Consider the following 17133-nt stretch of genomic DNA (forward strand, 5'->3'; position numbering starts at 1 on the left):
AAGACTACTTAAATTTAGCGCACTCAGCGGCTCTTTTAGCTTTCAGCTCTTCATTAAAAGCGTCAATTTTTTCAGGTGTTAAAGATTCAAGATATGCATTATCAGACTCTGAGTAATGAAATGTAGGCAGCAATTTCGATGTTACAGGGCCATCGTTAATATAATAATCTTCATATAAGGCCAAATATAATTGATATGCTATTCCCAAACTTCCAAGCGTTATTACCAATAATTTAATAGTCGAATTTATAACATGACTATATTTAAACCAGCAATATAGAACACTAGCCAACAATGGTGGCCATAAAGTAACAACATACCTATGTGATATAGTTGGGTACATTAGCTGAAAAATTGCCCCGGCACTAAAACAAAGAAATGCGATTAATAACAAACGATTTGTGACCTGACGTAATCCTTTTAAAAATGTAAAGAGCAAAAATACCATAGTAGACACAGGCAAAGCCCATAGCACTAATAGTGGAACCACTGGCAATTCTACTCGACCATAACCAGTGGAAAACAATCGAATTAAACTCCAATGGCTTTGCCAATCTCCACTGAGGTATATGTAGCCATTTACAAGAATACGATAAAATTTATAAAAATAAGCATGAGGTATAACACTGCAGACTCTTTCAGAAAGCCCCTCAAAAAATCTGAATCCGTAATTCTTGCCCATAAAGCTAAACACATCACCATATTTGACATAGTTTAGCCATAAAATACTTACCCCAAACGCACCCAAAACTAAGATAGACGGCCAATGTTGGGTAATTGACTGAACAATTAATCTATAAAAATTAGGTTTTACATTGTGTTCTAATTGAGAACGATAGGTCTGAACTAAAATAATTATTCCGGTAACTAAATAAAGAGCCAATGCACTGGGCATCCGGGCATGTATACATAAGCCTGCCACTACGGAGAAGGGTATCAAATTTACTTTTCGATAATCTCCAGTGAAAAAATCGTTTTTAACAAGCAGAGCTAAAAACAAGTTAACTAGGCAAAGACTGGCTGCATATGGTTCATGATAAAGGGTCGCATTTTGAGAAATAATAAAGCAACCTGAGCCAATCCAAACAATAGCACTCACCACGATAAAAAGCGCTAAACTTGGCGTATGCTTTGACTTTGAACCTTGCGATAACTTCAAAGACATATACTTTGCTAATAAACTATATTGTAAAACTGAATTTCCTAAAATTGTGAAAAACAAAACAACAAAGTAACTTACTGGAACCTGTGTTAAATCAACAAATGGAAAAAGCAACAATCTTGGAACCGTGGGTAAAATCCCATAATACATATAGGCTTTACCGTTAATAAAGCTACCTTCTTTTCCAATTGCAAAAGCAGGTACATCTAACCGCCCATCAATTAGACTCAAAAAATAATGGTTGTAAGCTTTCCATAAAAAACTTGGCTGAAATAAGTTAAATGTTCCATTTGTGGCTAGATAACTAATTGCTAGTCCACAGACAAAAGCAATGAAACACGTATAAAAAAAAGCGCGTTGGTTTATTTTTAAATCAGTCATTAATAAATAGGCAATCTGGTATTATCGTCAGTTTGAGTTTACACATAATTGTTTAACATCCCCATTAGTAATTTGAAATAATTTATTATCAAGATTGTTGTTAATCAAACAGTTAGGGTATCTTTTAACTTAACACTAGAAAATATTGCGAAATTAAATGTTATATGAATTTAAAGAGAATACACAAAATGTATGGCGCTATCTTTGCAATACATTGAATTACAAACCCTCTAACTCAAATATTAAAATTGGTTTTATTTGTGGCTTCCACGGTAAAACAGGTGGCCCTATAGCAATTGCAGGCATTGCCAACGGCTTATCCAAAACCTTTGATGTTAGCTTCGAAGTCTCACCTTTAAGTTTTTTTAATCGACTTTTGGCTCCTTCTGTAAAGCCAGTTAAGAATTTAGACTTAGACAAAGATATATACTTCTTTGATCTTAGTGCCGATGTTAAACAAGTTGAAAAAGTTAAAAGTAAAAAGAAGAAGTGCATATTAACCATTCATGGTTTACGTTATTCTGCTCATAGTTTATTGAGTAAGCACATTGATGAGATGCTTTCTTTAGCTGACGCGGTACATTTTGTTGGTCAAGTACAACAAAAATCCTATCAATTGCATGAAAATGACTATTTTATAATTCCAAATTCTGCTACTCCAGTTTTAAAATCAACTTCAACTCGCAACATCGGTGTTGTAGGTAACCTAGATATTCCTCAAAAAAACGCAGCGTTAAGTATAAAAGTCGGGCTAAAATCTCAATGTGATCAAATTCAGCTTTGGTCTACAGAACAACAATATTCAGCAAACCCACGTGTAGTGCACCATACTTGGGAAAGTAATCGCAATATCATTTTTGATAGTTTTGATATATTGGTCTTTTTAAGTGAGCAGGAAACCTTTGGATTAGTTGTAGCCGAAGCACTTTCTGCGGGAATCCCTTGCATTTTATCTGACATTGAAGGCTTTGAACAATTTAAAGATTGCCCTGGCGTAGTTTTGGTTAAAGAAAACGATATCGACAATGCACATTTGCATGTAAACCGACTATTGTTAGAAAAAGAAAAGTTAAATCCAGCTATTAAAGCTTTTTATCAACAAAGATTTTCGCCAGAACATATTGACGGTCTATGGCAAGCCAAAATAGATGAATTGATATCCTGCCAAAAAATTTAGAAATTTAGCTTTCTTACAAAAGGTTTTAGAAAATCAAATCTGGCCATTGTTAAATAAAATACTCTGTGTATATTATTTAACCGAGCACGCAGTATGTTGTTCAAGGAAGTAGCAAATAAACAAAACGGCTTAATACGGATGGTTATATGGACGTGAACGCAACAAAACAGATCGTTATTCTGGCACTAGAGTTATCAAACCAATCTAGAAGTGACGATTCGCAAATTCCCATTTCAGACAACACCATACTTTTTGGCCAAAACGGGCATTTAGATTCAATGGCGCTGGTGGCGCTGTTAATGGACATTGAAGACGCTTTACAAGATCAGGGAATAGAAGTATCACTCAGCGACGAAAAAGCCATGTCTTTATCGCGCTCGCCCTTTAAAGATATTCCAAGCATTACCCAATATATTCAAACTGTACTCACTGCGCAGGTTTAACATGGCAGCTCGTACCATTTTGATCACCGGGACCAGCCGTGGCATTGGCCTAGCCTTAGTGCAGCACTTTTTAGCTTTGGGCGACACTGTTATTGGTGTGGCTCGTTCTGAGTCAGAACTATCTGCAGATAACTATTTTCACTATTTAGCAGACGTAGCTAGCGAAGAAGATGCCAAGCAAGTGTTTGCCAAAGTAAAACGTGAACACGGCGCATTAGATGTATTAATTAATAATGCTGGCATTGCCAGAATGAATGCTTTTGCCTTAACCCCTATTAGTAACACCCAAGACATTATAAATACTAATTTTATGGGCACCTTTATCTTTTGCCAAAAGGCCATTAATTTACTCAGAAAATCGGCCAATGCGCGCATCATTAACTTAAGCACTGTGGCCGTGCCCTTAAATTTAGCCGGTGAAGCGGCTTATGCTGCATCTAAAAGTGCAGTAGAAACGCTCACCCGTATCGTCGCCAAAGAAATTGGTAGTTTTGGCATAACCTGTAATGCCATTGGCCCCTCGCCTATTGCCACACAGTTAATAAGCGGAGTGGGCGATGAAAAAATCAATACCCTTATTCAGCAACAAGCCATAAAACAAATGGCTGCGGTTGAAGACGTGATCAATATTGTCGATTTTTATCTTTTACCACAAAGCAAAATGGTCACTGGCCAAGTGTTATATTTAGGAGGCATAGCATGAGCGTAGCGTTTCTAAAAAACAAACTACATGAAGCCGGTAACGCCGATGCAGTAGCAATTGGCCAAGAATGCATTAGTTATGCGCAGCTTTACGATCGCCTTAATCATTGGCAAGAATTTTTAAAGCAATCCAACATGCCAGCTGGGGCGGTAGTAGCCATAAAAGGAGATTATTCAGCCGATGCCATAGCCTTATTTTTAGCTTTGGCCGATTACCAAGCCATAATTATTCCTTTATCCAATGACTCATCAACCCAGTTTGATGAATTTAGCCAAATCGGCCAAGTAGAATACGAATTTGTTGCCAGCAACCAGCAATACCAGTTACACCGCACGCAAACCACTGCCGACCATCCTATTTATCAACAAATTCGCCAACGTAACACGCCTGGCTTAGTGTTGTTTTCGTCTGGCTCTACTGGCAAAAGCAAAGCCATAGTGCACGACCTAGCCGCACTTTTGGCAAAATTTACCGTGCCGCGCAACACTATGCGTACAGTATTATTTTTGCAGTTTGACCACATTGGCGGCATTAACACTTTACTCTACACCTTAGCCAATAAAGGCATGGCTATCATTCCACAAAACCGACGACCGCTAACGGTTTGCCAGGCAATAGAAACACACAAAGGCGAAGTGTTACCCACCTCACCTACCTTTTTAAATTTGCTGTTGTTATCGGGCGCAGCTCACGAATGCGATTTAAGCTCACTTAAATTAGTCACTTATGGCACCGAGCCTATGCCACAAAGCACCCTAGACGCCATGAATAAAGACTTTCCTAATATTCGTATGCTGCAAACTTACGGGCTATCAGAAGTGGGAATATTGCGCTCTAAGTCGCGCGACTCAGACTCGTTGTGGGTAAAAGTAGGCGGCGAAGATTATCAAACCAAAATTGTCGATGGCAAACTTTGCATTAAAAGTAAGTCTGCTATGTTGGGCTACCTTAATGCACCTTTGCCCTTTGATGAAGACGGCTACATGCATACGGGCGATCAGGTAGAGCAAGACGGCGAATGGATTAAAATACTGGGGCGCGAAAGCGAAGTGATAAACGTGGGCGGTGAAAAAGTCTACCCTGCCGAGGTCGAAAGCGTGGTGTTACAACTACAAGGTGTAGAAGATGTAGCTGTATATAGCTTAAAACACCCTATTACTGGCATGGCGGTAGCCGCCGAAATAAAGCTCACCACAGACGAATCCCTAAGTGAGTTTAAAGTAAGGCTACGCAAACACTGCGCTGCACTTATGCCTGCTTTTAAAATTCCCAGTAAAATTAGCTTAATCGAGCACCATACTCATAATGCTAGATTTAAACGAATGCGCAAACGTACCGCCTAACCAAGGCAAAATACCCAAAGCGCGAAGGAAAACGCTATGCGATACCTAATAAAACTCATTATTAATCGGCTGTCTCAATTGATAGCTTTGCCCTTTGTGCTTACTTGTTGGCTTGAATCGTTAATGAGTAAAAAAGTAGAAGTGATCTTTGTATTTTGGACCAATATTTTTGCACTCTTACCCGGCTTACCTGGGGTATTTTTACGTCGTGGGTTTTATTCGTTAACCTTAGATCAATGCTCATTAGACAGTCACATTGGCTTTGGCTCGTTATTCAGCCACCGCAATTCCGTTATCGAAAACAACGTATACATAGGTAATTATTGCACCATAGGTTCGGCGCACATTGGCGAGAACAGCCTTATAGGTAGCCGTTCAAGCTTATTAAGTGGTAGTGGCCAACATATTCACAACGACGAAACTGGCACATGGGGCGCTTTTTCACCCGACAACATTAAACAAATTCGCATAGGTAAAAACGTGTGGCTAGGTGAAGCTGCCATAGTCATGGCCGACATTGGCGAAGGTTGCCAAATTGCCGCTGGTACTGTGATTTCGAGCGATACCAAAAGTTATGTGATGTTAGCAGGTAATCCTGCACGCTTTATCAAACGCTTGCCTTTACCCTCTTTGTTACATACGCAAGAGAGCATCATTTCAACTCCATTAAACGAAGTGCCAAATGAAAAACAGAGTTGATTTTGTCGATTGGCTAAAAGCCGTGGGCATGTTTTTAATAGTATTTGGCCACTATTTTGGCGATCCTTTTGATCAATTCACCCAACCCATTTACCCCAAACAACTTGGCGTGGCATTTTTTGTATTTGTTATGGGCTGGGGCTTAGCCAGCGAAACCCGACCCAAATGGCAAGTAGTGTATAACCGCTTGTTCCCCATGTATTTTTGGGGGCTAGCCATAGCGTTATTTATTAGCGCAATATTTATGCTAACCAAAGGGCACCCTGCTATCACTAACTACCTGCCGTTTTTTGCGGGTATTAACGTGCTAGGTGATTTTTTCCCATCTAATCCCACCACTTGGTATATAGGCACTTATCTACATATTTTACTGTTTTGGGCTTTGGTCATGCGCAAGGTAACACTCAGCTTACCTTTGCTTTTGCTGGTATGCCTGAGCGAAATTGCCATACGCAGTGTATTTATCGATATTGACCGCTTGTTTACTGGCTACATGTTAATTTCTAACTGGTTAACTGTGTTTTGTTTGGGCATGTACATGCACCAGCAACAAGACAACCACAACCCTATTAAAGCCCTGAGCTTTATCACCCTATGGGCAGTAGTGCTGGTTGTATGGGACAGTGTATTAAACCCACTAAACTTAACCAAAAGCTTTCCCTTTAGGTTACCTTTAGATCACGCAAGTTTACTCACCAGCATTGGCATAGCAGTGGCCATTTCAGTGGTGTATTTATCGAATACCTGGCTTGCAGTTAAGTGTTTTAGCGCTATACCTGCCAATCGCGTGGTACGCTTTTTCTCGCGCAATACCATCATAATTTTTATCGGCCATATGCCGCTATACGACGTAGCCGAACCCATTGCCAGACTCTTTATAGAAAGTGGCTGGGGCAAACGCGCCATTATAGTGTTTATTATGTATGTGGGTTTGGCTTGGGTGTCTGAGGGGTTGCAAAAGGTTGTTGAACTTCACAAGCTAAGCCCATTTTTTTACAAAAAGCTGACAGCACTGTTTAAATAACCCCCTCCCATATACTCTGACAGTAAAAAACTTTCTTTCTGAAAAGCAGAATTTCTATTGTTTACAATAACCTAGCTAATATATGACAAATATATTACAGTTAATTTATTAGCCATAAATTAATTAAATTGATAATTCAATATTTATTCCAACTGAAGGAACAGAACCTATGTTAAACATTGCAAGGTTAGCAAAACTCTTTTCATTACCCTTTGTATTTTACGCTCTGTTTATTGCCATAAGGATTTCGGGGGCGCAACCAACCATGGAAAGTGAGTTAGGTGACTTTATCACCTCAATTTACTTTTTATTTGGAGCCTTTGTTTCTTATTTTATATATGTTCTTAAGATTGAAGCACCACAAATAATTAAGCAAAATCAAGCAATGTGGTGGTGGCTGATGTGTTTGTTACTGGTTGTTTTAGCATTAGACGAGTTATACATGATCCACGAATTTTTAGGTGAGCAACTAAAAATAAAAGACACCTTTATCTTTCTGTTTTATGCATTATTGCTTGGTTTGTTATTACTATGTCGTTTAGCCGACACTTTCACAAAAAATACTTTTGTGTTTTTAATTCTATTTACTATTTGCACCGTTCTTTCGCAGTTGGCCGACTTTTTATACAACGAAGGCACGGTAGTACTGTTTAATAGAGACATTAGCTACGAGCAGTTTTTAGAATCATTTGGTGCCTTGTTTTTAAGCTGCGCAGTAGCAACTATCGCTATAAGAGAAGTAACCAATAGAGAAGAACAATAACCATTTTTGCCAGTAAGCAATTTAAATCAAAAATATAAAAAGTGCGTTTTGACATTTAAATGTTTAGAATTTTTAGCGATTAAATACAAAGCATCACGTAGAACAAATATTAAATAATTTAATAAATTAACAAGGAAAGCTGTCATGGCACGTAAAGGTATTATATTAGCTGGAGGATCTGGCACGCGATTACACCCAATCACTATGGGCGTATCAAAACAGTTATTGCCTATTTACGACAAACCTATGATTTATTATCCGTTATCGGTATTAATGTTAGCCGGGATTAAAGAAGTATTAATTATTAGCACGCCAGAAGACCTACCTAATTTCGAAAAGCTACTCGGCACCGGTGAACAATTTGGTATGCAATTATCTTATGCCGAACAACCTAGCCCAGATGGTTTAGCCCAAGCCTTTATCATTGGTGAGGAATTTATTGGCGATGACTCTGTTTGTTTAGTGTTAGGCGACAATATTTTTCATGGTCAACATTTTACTGGTGCATTAAAAAACGCCAATGCTCAAACAGTAGGTGGTACCGTTTTTGGCTACTTAGTTAACGACCCTGAACGCTTTGGTGTAGTGGAGTTCGATAGAGAAGGCAAAGCTATTTCTATTGAAGAAAAACCTGCTGTAGCTAAATCGAATTATGCAGTAACTGGCTTGTACTTTTATGATAATGACGTGGTTGAAATTGCTAAGTCAATCAAACCATCATCTCGCGGCGAACTAGAAATTACCAGTGTTAACAACGAGTACTTACAACGTGGCACATTGCAAGTTGAGTGTTTTGGGCGAGGTTTTGCTTGGCTAGATACAGGCACACACGACAGCTTAATTGAAGCATCACAATATGTACAAACTGTTGAACATCGACAAGGGCTGAAAGTGGCTTGTCTTGAAGAGATTGCCTTTAATAATGGCTGGATTAACACCACAGAGTTAAAAATACAGGCCAAAAAATTTGCCAAAACAGGTTATGGCCAGTATTTATTAAAACTTCTTAAAGAAGCCGATATTTAATACAAGCTACACCATTAGCCATTTGGGATGTGGTAGTTTTTGAATCCAAAATATTTGATGTGGTCGAAGATATTAGCAATGAATTCCAGACTATTGTTCATTGGATAGGTTAAAGACTAGCAGACTAGAACTATTAGCGAATATAGATACTCGAAAGCTTTGCTCAAGGCTTTGTTGTGCTTAGTAACATTGCACAATGTTTTATATTAAACACCCAATTATTTTGCGTCTTAATTTGAATGATGTATTGCTTGGGATGTTCCTAATCTAGCAATTATTCAGCAGTTAGGTAAGATTAAATCTCCATCGCTTTCAGCAAAAGATAAAATGAGAGTAGATTTTACTAAAAGCGAATACTATTAATAAAAATAATTAATAGTTTTTATTAGAGTTATAAGATTCTGAATTTTTATGAATCTAATTGAGGTTGTAGATGTTAAGTGCGATAGATTGTATAGAATTCAAAAAACTCAATTTATTTAAAGATAGCCGTGGAGAATTGACAGAACTGTTTAATACAAAAACAGATAAGTATTCACTGGCCCAGTTGAATTATGTAAGCTCATTAAAAAATTCTTTTAGAGGCATGCATTTACATTCAACCCATAGCGACTACCTAGTTGTGTTGTCGGGAACTATGCTCCTAGCGTTAAAAGATTGCCGTAAACACTCCAATACATTTGGTGTTACAGAATTGCACACACTAAATATGCAGCAGCCCTGCATTGCATGCATTTCTCCAGGAGTTGCACATGGCTTTTATTTCCCAGAAGATACTATTTATTGCTATGGTCTCTCTCATCCTTGGGATGTTTCAGAGAAGTTAGGTTTTCGATGGAACGCTCCAGATACAGGCTTTGATTGGCCAATGACTAACCCTGAAGTATCAGAGCGTGATGCCCATGCAAGCACTTTTTCGGAACTAATGCAGAAACTAGATGAAATAGGCTTAACCTATGAATAATCAACCCAAAACAATTGGCTTAATAGGATGTGGGCGTTGGGGTAAATTTATTTTACGCGACTTAAATTCCATAGGATGCAATGTAGTTGTTTTATCTTTGTCAGATAAAACCGCCAAAACGGCTAAGGATGAACACGCAAATAAAATCGTTTCAAGTTATTCTGCTCTTTTCGACACTTCTTGTGATGGTTATGTTATTGCTTCACCAACAAATACTCATTTACAAGTGATCAAAGAGTTGATGGTTACTGGTAAGCCAATATTTACAGAAAAGTCGCTAAGCAATAACGTAAATGGAACAAAGGAGTTGTTAAACGAAAACGCTGACTATCCACTATACGTTATGGATAAATGGAAATATCACAATGGAATTCTCAAACTTGCTGAACTTATCAATAGTGGTAAATACGGGAAAGTTACCCAACTAACGTTAAGACGAACTCAGTGGCGTTCACCTCATCAAGATGTAGATCCCGTATGGATATTAATTCCCCATGATATATCCATCGCTCAGCTGTTATTGGGAAAAACCCCAAAAGCCCTTTATGCAACCGGCAATAAAGTCAGCGAAGATTTTATTCATTCTCTACATGCAATATTACAAGTTGAAAAAAGCAAGGTGATTATTGAAGTTTCTGGCGATTCGGTTAGCGTGGAACGCTCGGTGCATGTTGTATGTGAACATGCGAGTTTTCATTTAGAAAATGCTTATACTGACAAAATTCAGATGATGGAAAATAACCTTAACCAATTTGGCGATAAGCCAACTGACATACCATTTGAAGTGAATATGCCGCTGTTAGCAGAACTTCGAACTTTTGTAGATTTTCTTAACGATCCTGATGTGCCTTTGCAATCATCCTTTACTCATGGCTATGAAACAATTGAGTTAATTGACCAATTACGAAGTATGGTGAGTGAATAAACCAAAATGTTCACAATCATTATCCCAACATACAACCATGAAGATACGATTAAGTACGCAATTAGTAGTGTGCTAAAACAAACCTATCAAAACTTTGAAATCTTTGTTGTAGGAGATGGCGCAACTGAGCGAACCAAAGCAATAGTCGAAGATTTATCAAAACAAGATAACAGAATTACTTATTTTGAAAATCCTAAAGGTGAAGGGCATGGCGAACTATATCGCGCTAAGGCGATAGAACAAGCAAATGGTGAGTATATTGCTTATTTAGGCGACGATGATATTTGGCTACCAAATCACTTAGAAACACTAATGCCGTATTTAAACGATTACGACTTTGTTCAATCGGCACAAGCTACAATATATAAAGACGATAATTGGCATGTACATGCAGGTGATCTAAATCACCCAAAAGTTCGCAAACGAATGCTAACTGAGCGCTACAACTTTTTTGGACCAACAACAGTGGCGCATCGGTTAGATTGTTATAAGTCCCTACCTTTTGGTTGGCGAGTTAAACCTAAAAAAACCCCAAGCGATCTTCATATGTGGCGACAATGGTTAAGGCATGAACCGGCTAGATTTAAAAGCTTGTTTCAAGTAACTTCATTGCACTTAGCCTCGCTGACTAGACCAAATATGACAATAAACGAACGATGCGAAGAAATGCAAACTTGGATGAGTAAAATTGATGAAGATGTAACTACATTTTATCAATTCGCTCAATCTCAACTTTTAAAAAGCTGGAATAAGCAAATAGGTGATAAAGTTTTATTAATTAAAACATTAAATATCATTTTAGATAAAATTTATTTTTTTCTATTTCGTTAATTTATTGCTTTTAACACCGTCGATATTTAAGGAAAACCAAATAAAAACATCCAACAAACGCACGAATTTTGAATTCCTACTGTTATTTAGAATCGCATTAGTTTAATTTGCGAATTAAATATGTAGAAACGATTAAATTTATAGTGTTGGTGTTTAATTTTAAGAAAGGAAAGTATGTCAAACTTACCCAAAGTAGAGATGCTACAGTTTAACGTCTGTGGTGATGAAAGAGGCTCTTTAGTTGCCATTGAAGACGGATTAAATATTCCGTTCAAAATAAAAAGAGTGTATTACCTCTACGACACAAAAAATGGTGTAAGTCGCGGCTTTCACGCACACAAAAACTTAAAACAAGTGGCGTTTGCAGTAAAGGGGTCGTGTAATATGATCTTAGATAACGGAAAAAAACGCACCACAGTAAAATTAGATAGCGCTGAGCAAGGATTGTTAATTGAAGGGTTAATTTGGAGAGAAATGACCGACTTTTCAGATGATTGTGTGCTGTTAGTGCTGGCAAGTGAACACTACGATGAAGCTGACTATATTCGCGACTATGATACATTTTTGGAATTAGTAAATAATGATCCATCCCTTAGCTGATGTACAATCTGCGACTATTGCAGATAACACCAATGTTTGGCAATTTTGTGTTGTACTACCTAAAGCTGTCGTAGGCCAAAATTGCAATATTTGTTCACATTGTTTAATAGAAAACGATGTAGTCATAGGTAACAACGTAACCATTAAAAGTGGTGTGCAAATATGGGATGGTATTACGATTGAAGACAATGTGTTTATTGGCCCAAATGTTACTTTTACCAATGACAAATCTCCTCGGTCAAAACAATACCCCGAAGTGTTTCTTAGAACCCTAATTAAAAAAAATGCTTCTATTGGTGCTAACGCAACAGTTTTACCTGGTATAACCGTAGGCGAGTTTGCCATGGTTGGTGCAGGCTCTGTAGTGACAAAAGATGTAGCGCCGCATGCCACTGTTGTTGGAAACCCCGCTAGAGAAATTATTAAATGATCCCATTTTTAGACTTAAAAAAAATCAATGCACAATATCAAAATGAGTTAAAAGAAGCCTGTGCCCGTGTAATAGATTCAGGCTGGTATATATTAGGCAATGAAGTAGCAGAATTTGAAAAAGAGTTTGCGGCCTTTTGCGAAAGTGAACATTGTTTAGGTGTTGCCAACGGTCTAGATGCTTTAATACTGATATTAAGAGCTTACATTGAGCGTGGTGTTATGCAGCCTGGTGATGAAGTGATTGTGCCGTCAAATACCTATATTGCTTCTATTTTAGCCATTTCAGAAAATGGCTTAACGCCAGTATTAGTAGAGCCTGAGATTAATACCTTCAACTTAGACCCTAATTTAATTGAACAAGCCATTACCCCAAAAACCAAAGCAATTTTAACCGTACATCTTTATGGTCAGGTGTCGGGTATGGATGAAATTAATACGATTGCTAAAACCCATCGACTTAAAGTCATCGAGGACTGTGCTCAAGCTCATGGCGCCCTATATAAAGGTAAAAAAGTGGGTTCTCTGGGTGATGCTGCGGGCTTTAGTTTCTATCCAGGTAAAAATTTAGGTGCTTTAGGTGATGGTGGCGCGGTAACCACTAACGACAAAGCGTTAGCCAATACCATTGCAGCCCTAAGAAATTATGGTTCTCACGAAAAATACAAAAATCTATATAAAGGTATGAACAGCCGCCTAGATGAAATTCAAGCTGCTATGTTGAGGGTTAAATTGGCTTACCTCGATAAAGAGATAAAAGCCCGCCAAACGGTTGCAAAGACATATCTAGAAGAAATCAACAATCCAGCGATAGAGTTACCAATTGTCGAAGACCCAGACGCTCACGTTTGGCATCTATTTGTTATTAAAACTGATCAGCGTGAAAAACTTGCTAATTATTTGGCTGAAAATGGCGTGCAATCTTTAATCCATTATCCAATACCGCCACACAAACAGCAGGCTTATTTAGAATATAGCCGCCAATCATTACCAATTACTGATTTAATTCACCACCAAGTGTTGTCAATGCCAATTAGTCCAACAATGTTAGAAAGCGAGATTCGGGAAGTTATCGCAATAGTTAATGGATTTAAAATTTGAGAAAGTTTTATCTAATACACTTTCAATTGTTAAAAAATAAGAACTCAGAAAGTGAAACTATATCTACCTTTGCTCATTTAAATATTACAATTCTCAAAATGCGCTCTATATAAATTTATGAATTTGTTCAAGACATCAATGCTTTCAGGTGTTGCCACAGTAATCAGAATTATCTGTGGTCTGATAATAACAAAGGTTGTTGCACTTTTTGCTGGTCCTGCGGGTTTAGCTGTTATTGGTCAACTACAAAATGTTGTAAATTTAATAATGTTAGTCACTGGTGATTTTTTAAAGACCGCAATAACAAAATTTACCGCAGAGTATCAAGAAGCTGCGAACAAAAAATATAGGATATGGTCTAGTGCTGTTAAAATTATAATAGGTTTAAACATCCTAGTAATTTTTACATTCTTTTTACTATCCGAAGAAATATCATTATTTTTTTTAAGAAGTACTGAATACGGATACATATTTAAGGTATTTTCGGTTAGTTTGCCCTTTTTTGTTTTTAATTCATTTTTGTTAGCCATTCTTAATGGCGAGAGAGAGATCAAAGATTACATAACCTTGAACATTGCACTTAGCATTGTTTCATTAATATTAGTTTGCGTATTGAGTTGGAAGTTTGGTTTAACTGGGGCATTGATAGCTAATGTAACAAATCAATCAATTGTTTTTTTAATCACTTTTGTTTTTTTAAAAAATCGAACATGGTTCAAGATAAAATACTTCTTCTATAAAACTGAATTTACTCATTACAAAAAACTGTTCGGCTTTGCATTAATTACTTTTGTATCGATAATGGCCTCAAACGGTTCAACGGTTTACATTCGCAGTTATTTAATAGAGAACCTCTCTGCAACTGTGGCTGGAAATTGGCAGGCAATGTGGGCAATATCTCAAATTTCGTTATCTTTGATTACAACTTCCTTAGCTACCTATCTATTACCCAAATTGTCTCAGCTTAAAGATAAAAAATTAATTCGATTAGAACTGATTGCAGCTTATAAGCTCATTATTCCAATTACTGTTTTTATTTCAGTTACTATGTATTTTATGCGGGATTTCATAATATTGGTTTTATATACAAAAGAGTTTAACGCTATGAGAGACTTATTTTTTTGGCAATTAATAGGTAATCTAATCAAAGTGTGTGGCTGGCTATTTGGCTATGTGTTGGTTGCTAAAGGGCTAGTAAAATACACTGTATCAACTGAATTAACATTTGCATTTAGCTGGTGTATTTTGACTTCATCGTTAGTCGATTCATTTGGATTAATTGGTGCGATATATGCTTTTGCGATTAATTCTTTCTTGTATTTCATTACGGTGTTTCTAATATATAAATTCAAGGTTCAATAGACATGCCTCTGTCAGCATCATTATCCATACTTGTAATAATGGGCGAGAGTTTATCGAAGATACAATTCAGCCGTGAATAAAACAAAGTTACCAATACATAGAGATTTTTGTAATAGATGATGGCTTAACCGACGGCACCCGCGAACTATTACTAGCATTTAAAGATAAAGTCACACTGGTGTTTAACGAAAAAAACTTAGGTATTGTTAAAAACATCAATCAAGCAGTTGATAAAATCAATAGTGATTATTTTATCTTCTTGGGCCACGATGATTTGTTAGCTAAAGACCATATTAAAATTATGGTGGACGAATTTGAACCAGATGTAGTAGCTGTGCATTGTAACAGCATGCAAATTAACGAGCGTGGCGAAGAAATCGAGCTGTACTGTGATGATAAAAAGCAAATAGCTAAAACATACAATATGGACGTGTTAGTTTTGATTCGACATCCAGCCGCTTTTTGCTCAAGTTTAATTAAAAAACTGGCGTTTTAACTTCATTCATTTTCTAGATCAACCATTATTAATGCGTGATTATCAAAATGTTTATGAAAAAGGTTTCACCACTGAAGAAATCGAAAATTTTATTGTAAATAGCGTTATAAAAGAAATAGATAGCAAGGAAATCTTAAGACAAAATTTTATAAAAAAATATTTACTTCATTATACAATGTTACCATCTGATTTGATTATTCAACATTTGGGAACTGCATTAATAAACAATGACCATTAACTTAAAGCACAAGGCAATAAAAGGCATTGTTTGGAGCTTCTTAGATAAAGTAATCAACCAAGCTGGTAATTTTGTTTTATTAATCTATCTGTCCAGAGTGTTATCGCCTTCAGATTTTGGTTTGATAGCTATGTTGACGATATTTTTAGCTATTTCTCAATCTTTGATAGATTCAGGTTTTTCCCAAGCATTAATTCAAAAAAGTCATAACGTTACTAAAGAAGACTTATCAACGGTATTTTACGTAAATCTATTAGTATCTGTTTTCTTATATTTGTTACTTTACATTTCAGCACCTTCAATCGCAGCCTTTTACGATCAGCCAAATTTAATCGACTTATCTAGAGTGCTATTTATAATTGTTATAATTAATGCTTTAGCATTAGTCCCAAAAGCTAAGTTGATAATAGCAGTAGACTTTAAAAGCCAAGGACTAATTAATAGTGCTGCAATGGTTATTAGCGCTGCAGTGGCAGTTTATATGGTGCGTAATGATTATGGTTATTGGGCATTAGTAGGTTTGAATTTAACCAAAGCGCTGATCAATACAACATTACTAATTATCTGTTCTAGGTGGATACCTGCTTGGCTTTTCTGTTTCAAGTCATTCAAAAAGATGTTTGCCTTTGGGTCTAATTTACTGCTTGCAGGACTTGTTGCTACTACTGTTCAAAATCTTTATTCAGTTTTAATTGGGCGGCATTTTAATGCGGCTCAACTCGGTTATTTTCAACAGAGCGCTAACTATACCAATATTGTAGCTACAACACTTTCTTCAATAATTCAGGGCGTAACTTACCCAATTATGACATCGATACAAGAAGATAAAGAGCGTTTAGTTCAAGTATACGTAAAGGTAATGGGCATGGTTACATTGGTTACGTTTCCTGTTTTTGTTGGCTTTGCTGCTGTATCAGAAGAGTTTGTCTTAATGTTTTTAGGGGAAAAATGGCGGCCTATCATCCCAATTGTTTTAATTCTGTGTTTTGCTAGGCTTATCACTCCAATTAGTGCTTTGAACCTAAATATACTCAATGCAAGAGGTCGTTCAGATCTTTATTTAAAAACTGATTTAAGCAAATTGCCCATGACTATTGCAGCGCTTTTCATTGCCATTCCATATGGAATATTAGCCGTCGCAGTGGCTCAATTAATCACCACATTCATTTCTTTTTTTATTAATACTTATTATCCTGGAAAACTTTTTGGATTTGGTGCTAAAGAGCAATTTAAGCAAATTATTCCAGTTGCTACCGCATCAATGGTAATGTACTTGAGTATCACTTTTATTACTAACGATAGCCTTGCTATCCAAATGATAATAAAGGTTTTAGTAGGTAGCATTGTATATATTGGAATGTGTAGGTATTTAAAAATCACAGCATTTTTGGATGTTACAAAAATAATTTTTGAGCGTTGTAATAAGCAAACATAGTGCTTTTAGCTTGAAAAATAATATGTATTAA

Annotated in this window: 19 protein-coding genes; 18 read left to right on the forward strand and 1 reads right to left on the reverse strand. The window is 36.7% G+C overall.

Going from position 1 to position 17133, the window contains the following annotated elements; all coding sequences use genetic code 11:
• Window positions 1-4 precede the first annotated feature (4 nt).
• Window positions 5-1543, reverse strand: coding sequence for a hypothetical protein (locus ACVCDT_RS14310; RefSeq protein WP_447133472.1), 1539 nt, complete (start codon window positions 1541-1543; stop codon window positions 5-7).
• A gap of 157 nt (window positions 1544-1700) precedes the next feature.
• Between ACVCDT_RS14310 and ACVCDT_RS14315 the strand changes: the two genes are divergently transcribed.
• The 18 genes from ACVCDT_RS14315 to ACVCDT_RS14400 all read left to right on the forward strand — a co-directional run bounded on the left by ACVCDT_RS14315 (window position 1701) and on the right by ACVCDT_RS14400 (window position 17102).
• Window positions 1701-2720 carry a glycosyltransferase family 4 protein gene (locus ACVCDT_RS14315; protein WP_447133473.1) on the forward strand — a complete coding sequence of 340 codons (1020 nt, stop codon included), beginning with the start codon at window positions 1701-1703 and terminating at the stop codon, window positions 2718-2720.
• Between the two features lie 146 nt (window positions 2721-2866).
• Window positions 2867-3163, forward strand: a complete 297-nt coding sequence (locus ACVCDT_RS14320) for a hypothetical protein (RefSeq protein WP_447133474.1) — start codon at window positions 2867-2869, stop codon at window positions 3161-3163.
• A 1-nt stretch (window position 3164) separates the two neighbouring features.
• Complete coding sequence (locus ACVCDT_RS14325; RefSeq protein WP_447133475.1) at window positions 3165-3866, forward strand: SDR family NAD(P)-dependent oxidoreductase; 702 nt, start codon at window positions 3165-3167, stop codon at window positions 3864-3866.
• Entirely contained in the window at window positions 3863-5209 is a 1347-nt protein-coding gene (locus ACVCDT_RS14330; RefSeq protein ID WP_447133476.1) for an ANL family adenylate-forming protein, read from the forward strand. Before ACVCDT_RS14325 ends, ACVCDT_RS14330 begins: the two co-directional genes overlap by 4 nt.
• A 36-nt stretch (window positions 5210-5245) precedes the next feature.
• Window positions 5246-5908 (forward strand): acyltransferase, encoded by a 663-nt coding sequence (locus ACVCDT_RS14335; protein ID WP_447133477.1) that lies wholly within the window; start codon window positions 5246-5248, stop codon window positions 5906-5908.
• Window positions 5892-6932 (forward strand): acyltransferase family protein, encoded by a 1041-nt coding sequence (locus ACVCDT_RS14340; protein ID WP_447133478.1) that lies wholly within the window; start codon window positions 5892-5894, stop codon window positions 6930-6932. The genes ACVCDT_RS14335 and ACVCDT_RS14340 overlap by 17 nt, the downstream gene beginning before the upstream one ends.
• A 169-nt stretch (window positions 6933-7101) precedes the next feature.
• Window positions 7102-7695 (forward strand): DUF8692 domain-containing protein, encoded by a 594-nt coding sequence (locus ACVCDT_RS14345; RefSeq protein ID WP_447133479.1) that lies wholly within the window; start codon window positions 7102-7104, stop codon window positions 7693-7695.
• Between the two features lie 144 nt (window positions 7696-7839).
• Complete coding sequence (rfbA, locus tag ACVCDT_RS14350) at window positions 7840-8721, forward strand: glucose-1-phosphate thymidylyltransferase RfbA (protein ID WP_447133480.1); 882 nt, start codon at window positions 7840-7842, stop codon at window positions 8719-8721.
• 433 nt (window positions 8722-9154) lie between these two features.
• Window positions 9155-9685: a dTDP-4-dehydrorhamnose 3,5-epimerase family protein gene (locus tag ACVCDT_RS14355; protein WP_447133481.1), complete on the forward strand. Its 531-nt coding sequence runs from the start codon at window positions 9155-9157 to the stop codon at window positions 9683-9685.
• Window positions 9678-10610 (forward strand): Gfo/Idh/MocA family protein, encoded by a 933-nt coding sequence (locus ACVCDT_RS14360; RefSeq protein WP_447133482.1) that lies wholly within the window; start codon window positions 9678-9680, stop codon window positions 10608-10610. The genes ACVCDT_RS14355 and ACVCDT_RS14360 overlap by 8 nt, the downstream gene beginning before the upstream one ends.
• A gap of 6 nt (window positions 10611-10616) precedes the next feature.
• Complete coding sequence (locus tag ACVCDT_RS14365) at window positions 10617-11441, forward strand: glycosyltransferase family 2 protein (protein WP_447133483.1); 825 nt, start codon at window positions 10617-10619, stop codon at window positions 11439-11441.
• Window positions 11442-11615: 174 nt separating this feature from the next.
• Window positions 11616-12041 carry a sugar 3,4-ketoisomerase gene (locus ACVCDT_RS14370; RefSeq protein WP_447133484.1) on the forward strand — a complete coding sequence of 142 codons (426 nt, stop codon included), beginning with the start codon at window positions 11616-11618 and terminating at the stop codon, window positions 12039-12041.
• Window positions 12022-12471 (forward strand): acyltransferase, encoded by a 450-nt coding sequence (locus tag ACVCDT_RS14375; RefSeq protein WP_447133485.1) that lies wholly within the window; start codon window positions 12022-12024, stop codon window positions 12469-12471. Before ACVCDT_RS14370 ends, ACVCDT_RS14375 begins: the two co-directional genes overlap by 20 nt.
• Window positions 12468-13571: a DegT/DnrJ/EryC1/StrS family aminotransferase gene (locus tag ACVCDT_RS14380; RefSeq protein ID WP_447133486.1), complete on the forward strand. Its 1104-nt coding sequence runs from the start codon at window positions 12468-12470 to the stop codon at window positions 13569-13571. Before ACVCDT_RS14375 ends, ACVCDT_RS14380 begins: the two co-directional genes overlap by 4 nt.
• 138 nt (window positions 13572-13709) lie before the next feature.
• Entirely contained in the window at window positions 13710-14933 is a 1224-nt protein-coding gene (locus tag ACVCDT_RS14385) for an O-antigen translocase (RefSeq protein WP_447133487.1), read from the forward strand.
• Between the two features lie 76 nt (window positions 14934-15009).
• Window positions 15010-15429 (forward strand): glycosyltransferase family A protein, encoded by a 420-nt coding sequence (locus ACVCDT_RS14390; protein WP_447133550.1) that lies wholly within the window; start codon window positions 15010-15012, stop codon window positions 15427-15429.
• Between the two features lie 31 nt (window positions 15430-15460).
• Window positions 15461-15667 carry a hypothetical protein gene (locus tag ACVCDT_RS14395; protein WP_447133488.1) on the forward strand — a complete coding sequence of 69 codons (207 nt, stop codon included), beginning with the start codon at window positions 15461-15463 and terminating at the stop codon, window positions 15665-15667.
• On the forward strand, window positions 15657-17102 hold the full coding sequence (locus tag ACVCDT_RS14400; protein ID WP_447133489.1) for a lipopolysaccharide biosynthesis protein: 1446 nt from the start codon (window positions 15657-15659) through the stop codon (window positions 17100-17102). Before ACVCDT_RS14395 ends, ACVCDT_RS14400 begins: the two co-directional genes overlap by 11 nt.
• The last annotated feature ends 31 nt before the right edge of the window (window positions 17103-17133 follow it).

Source organism: Paraglaciecola aestuariivivens, from assembly GCF_052983255.1.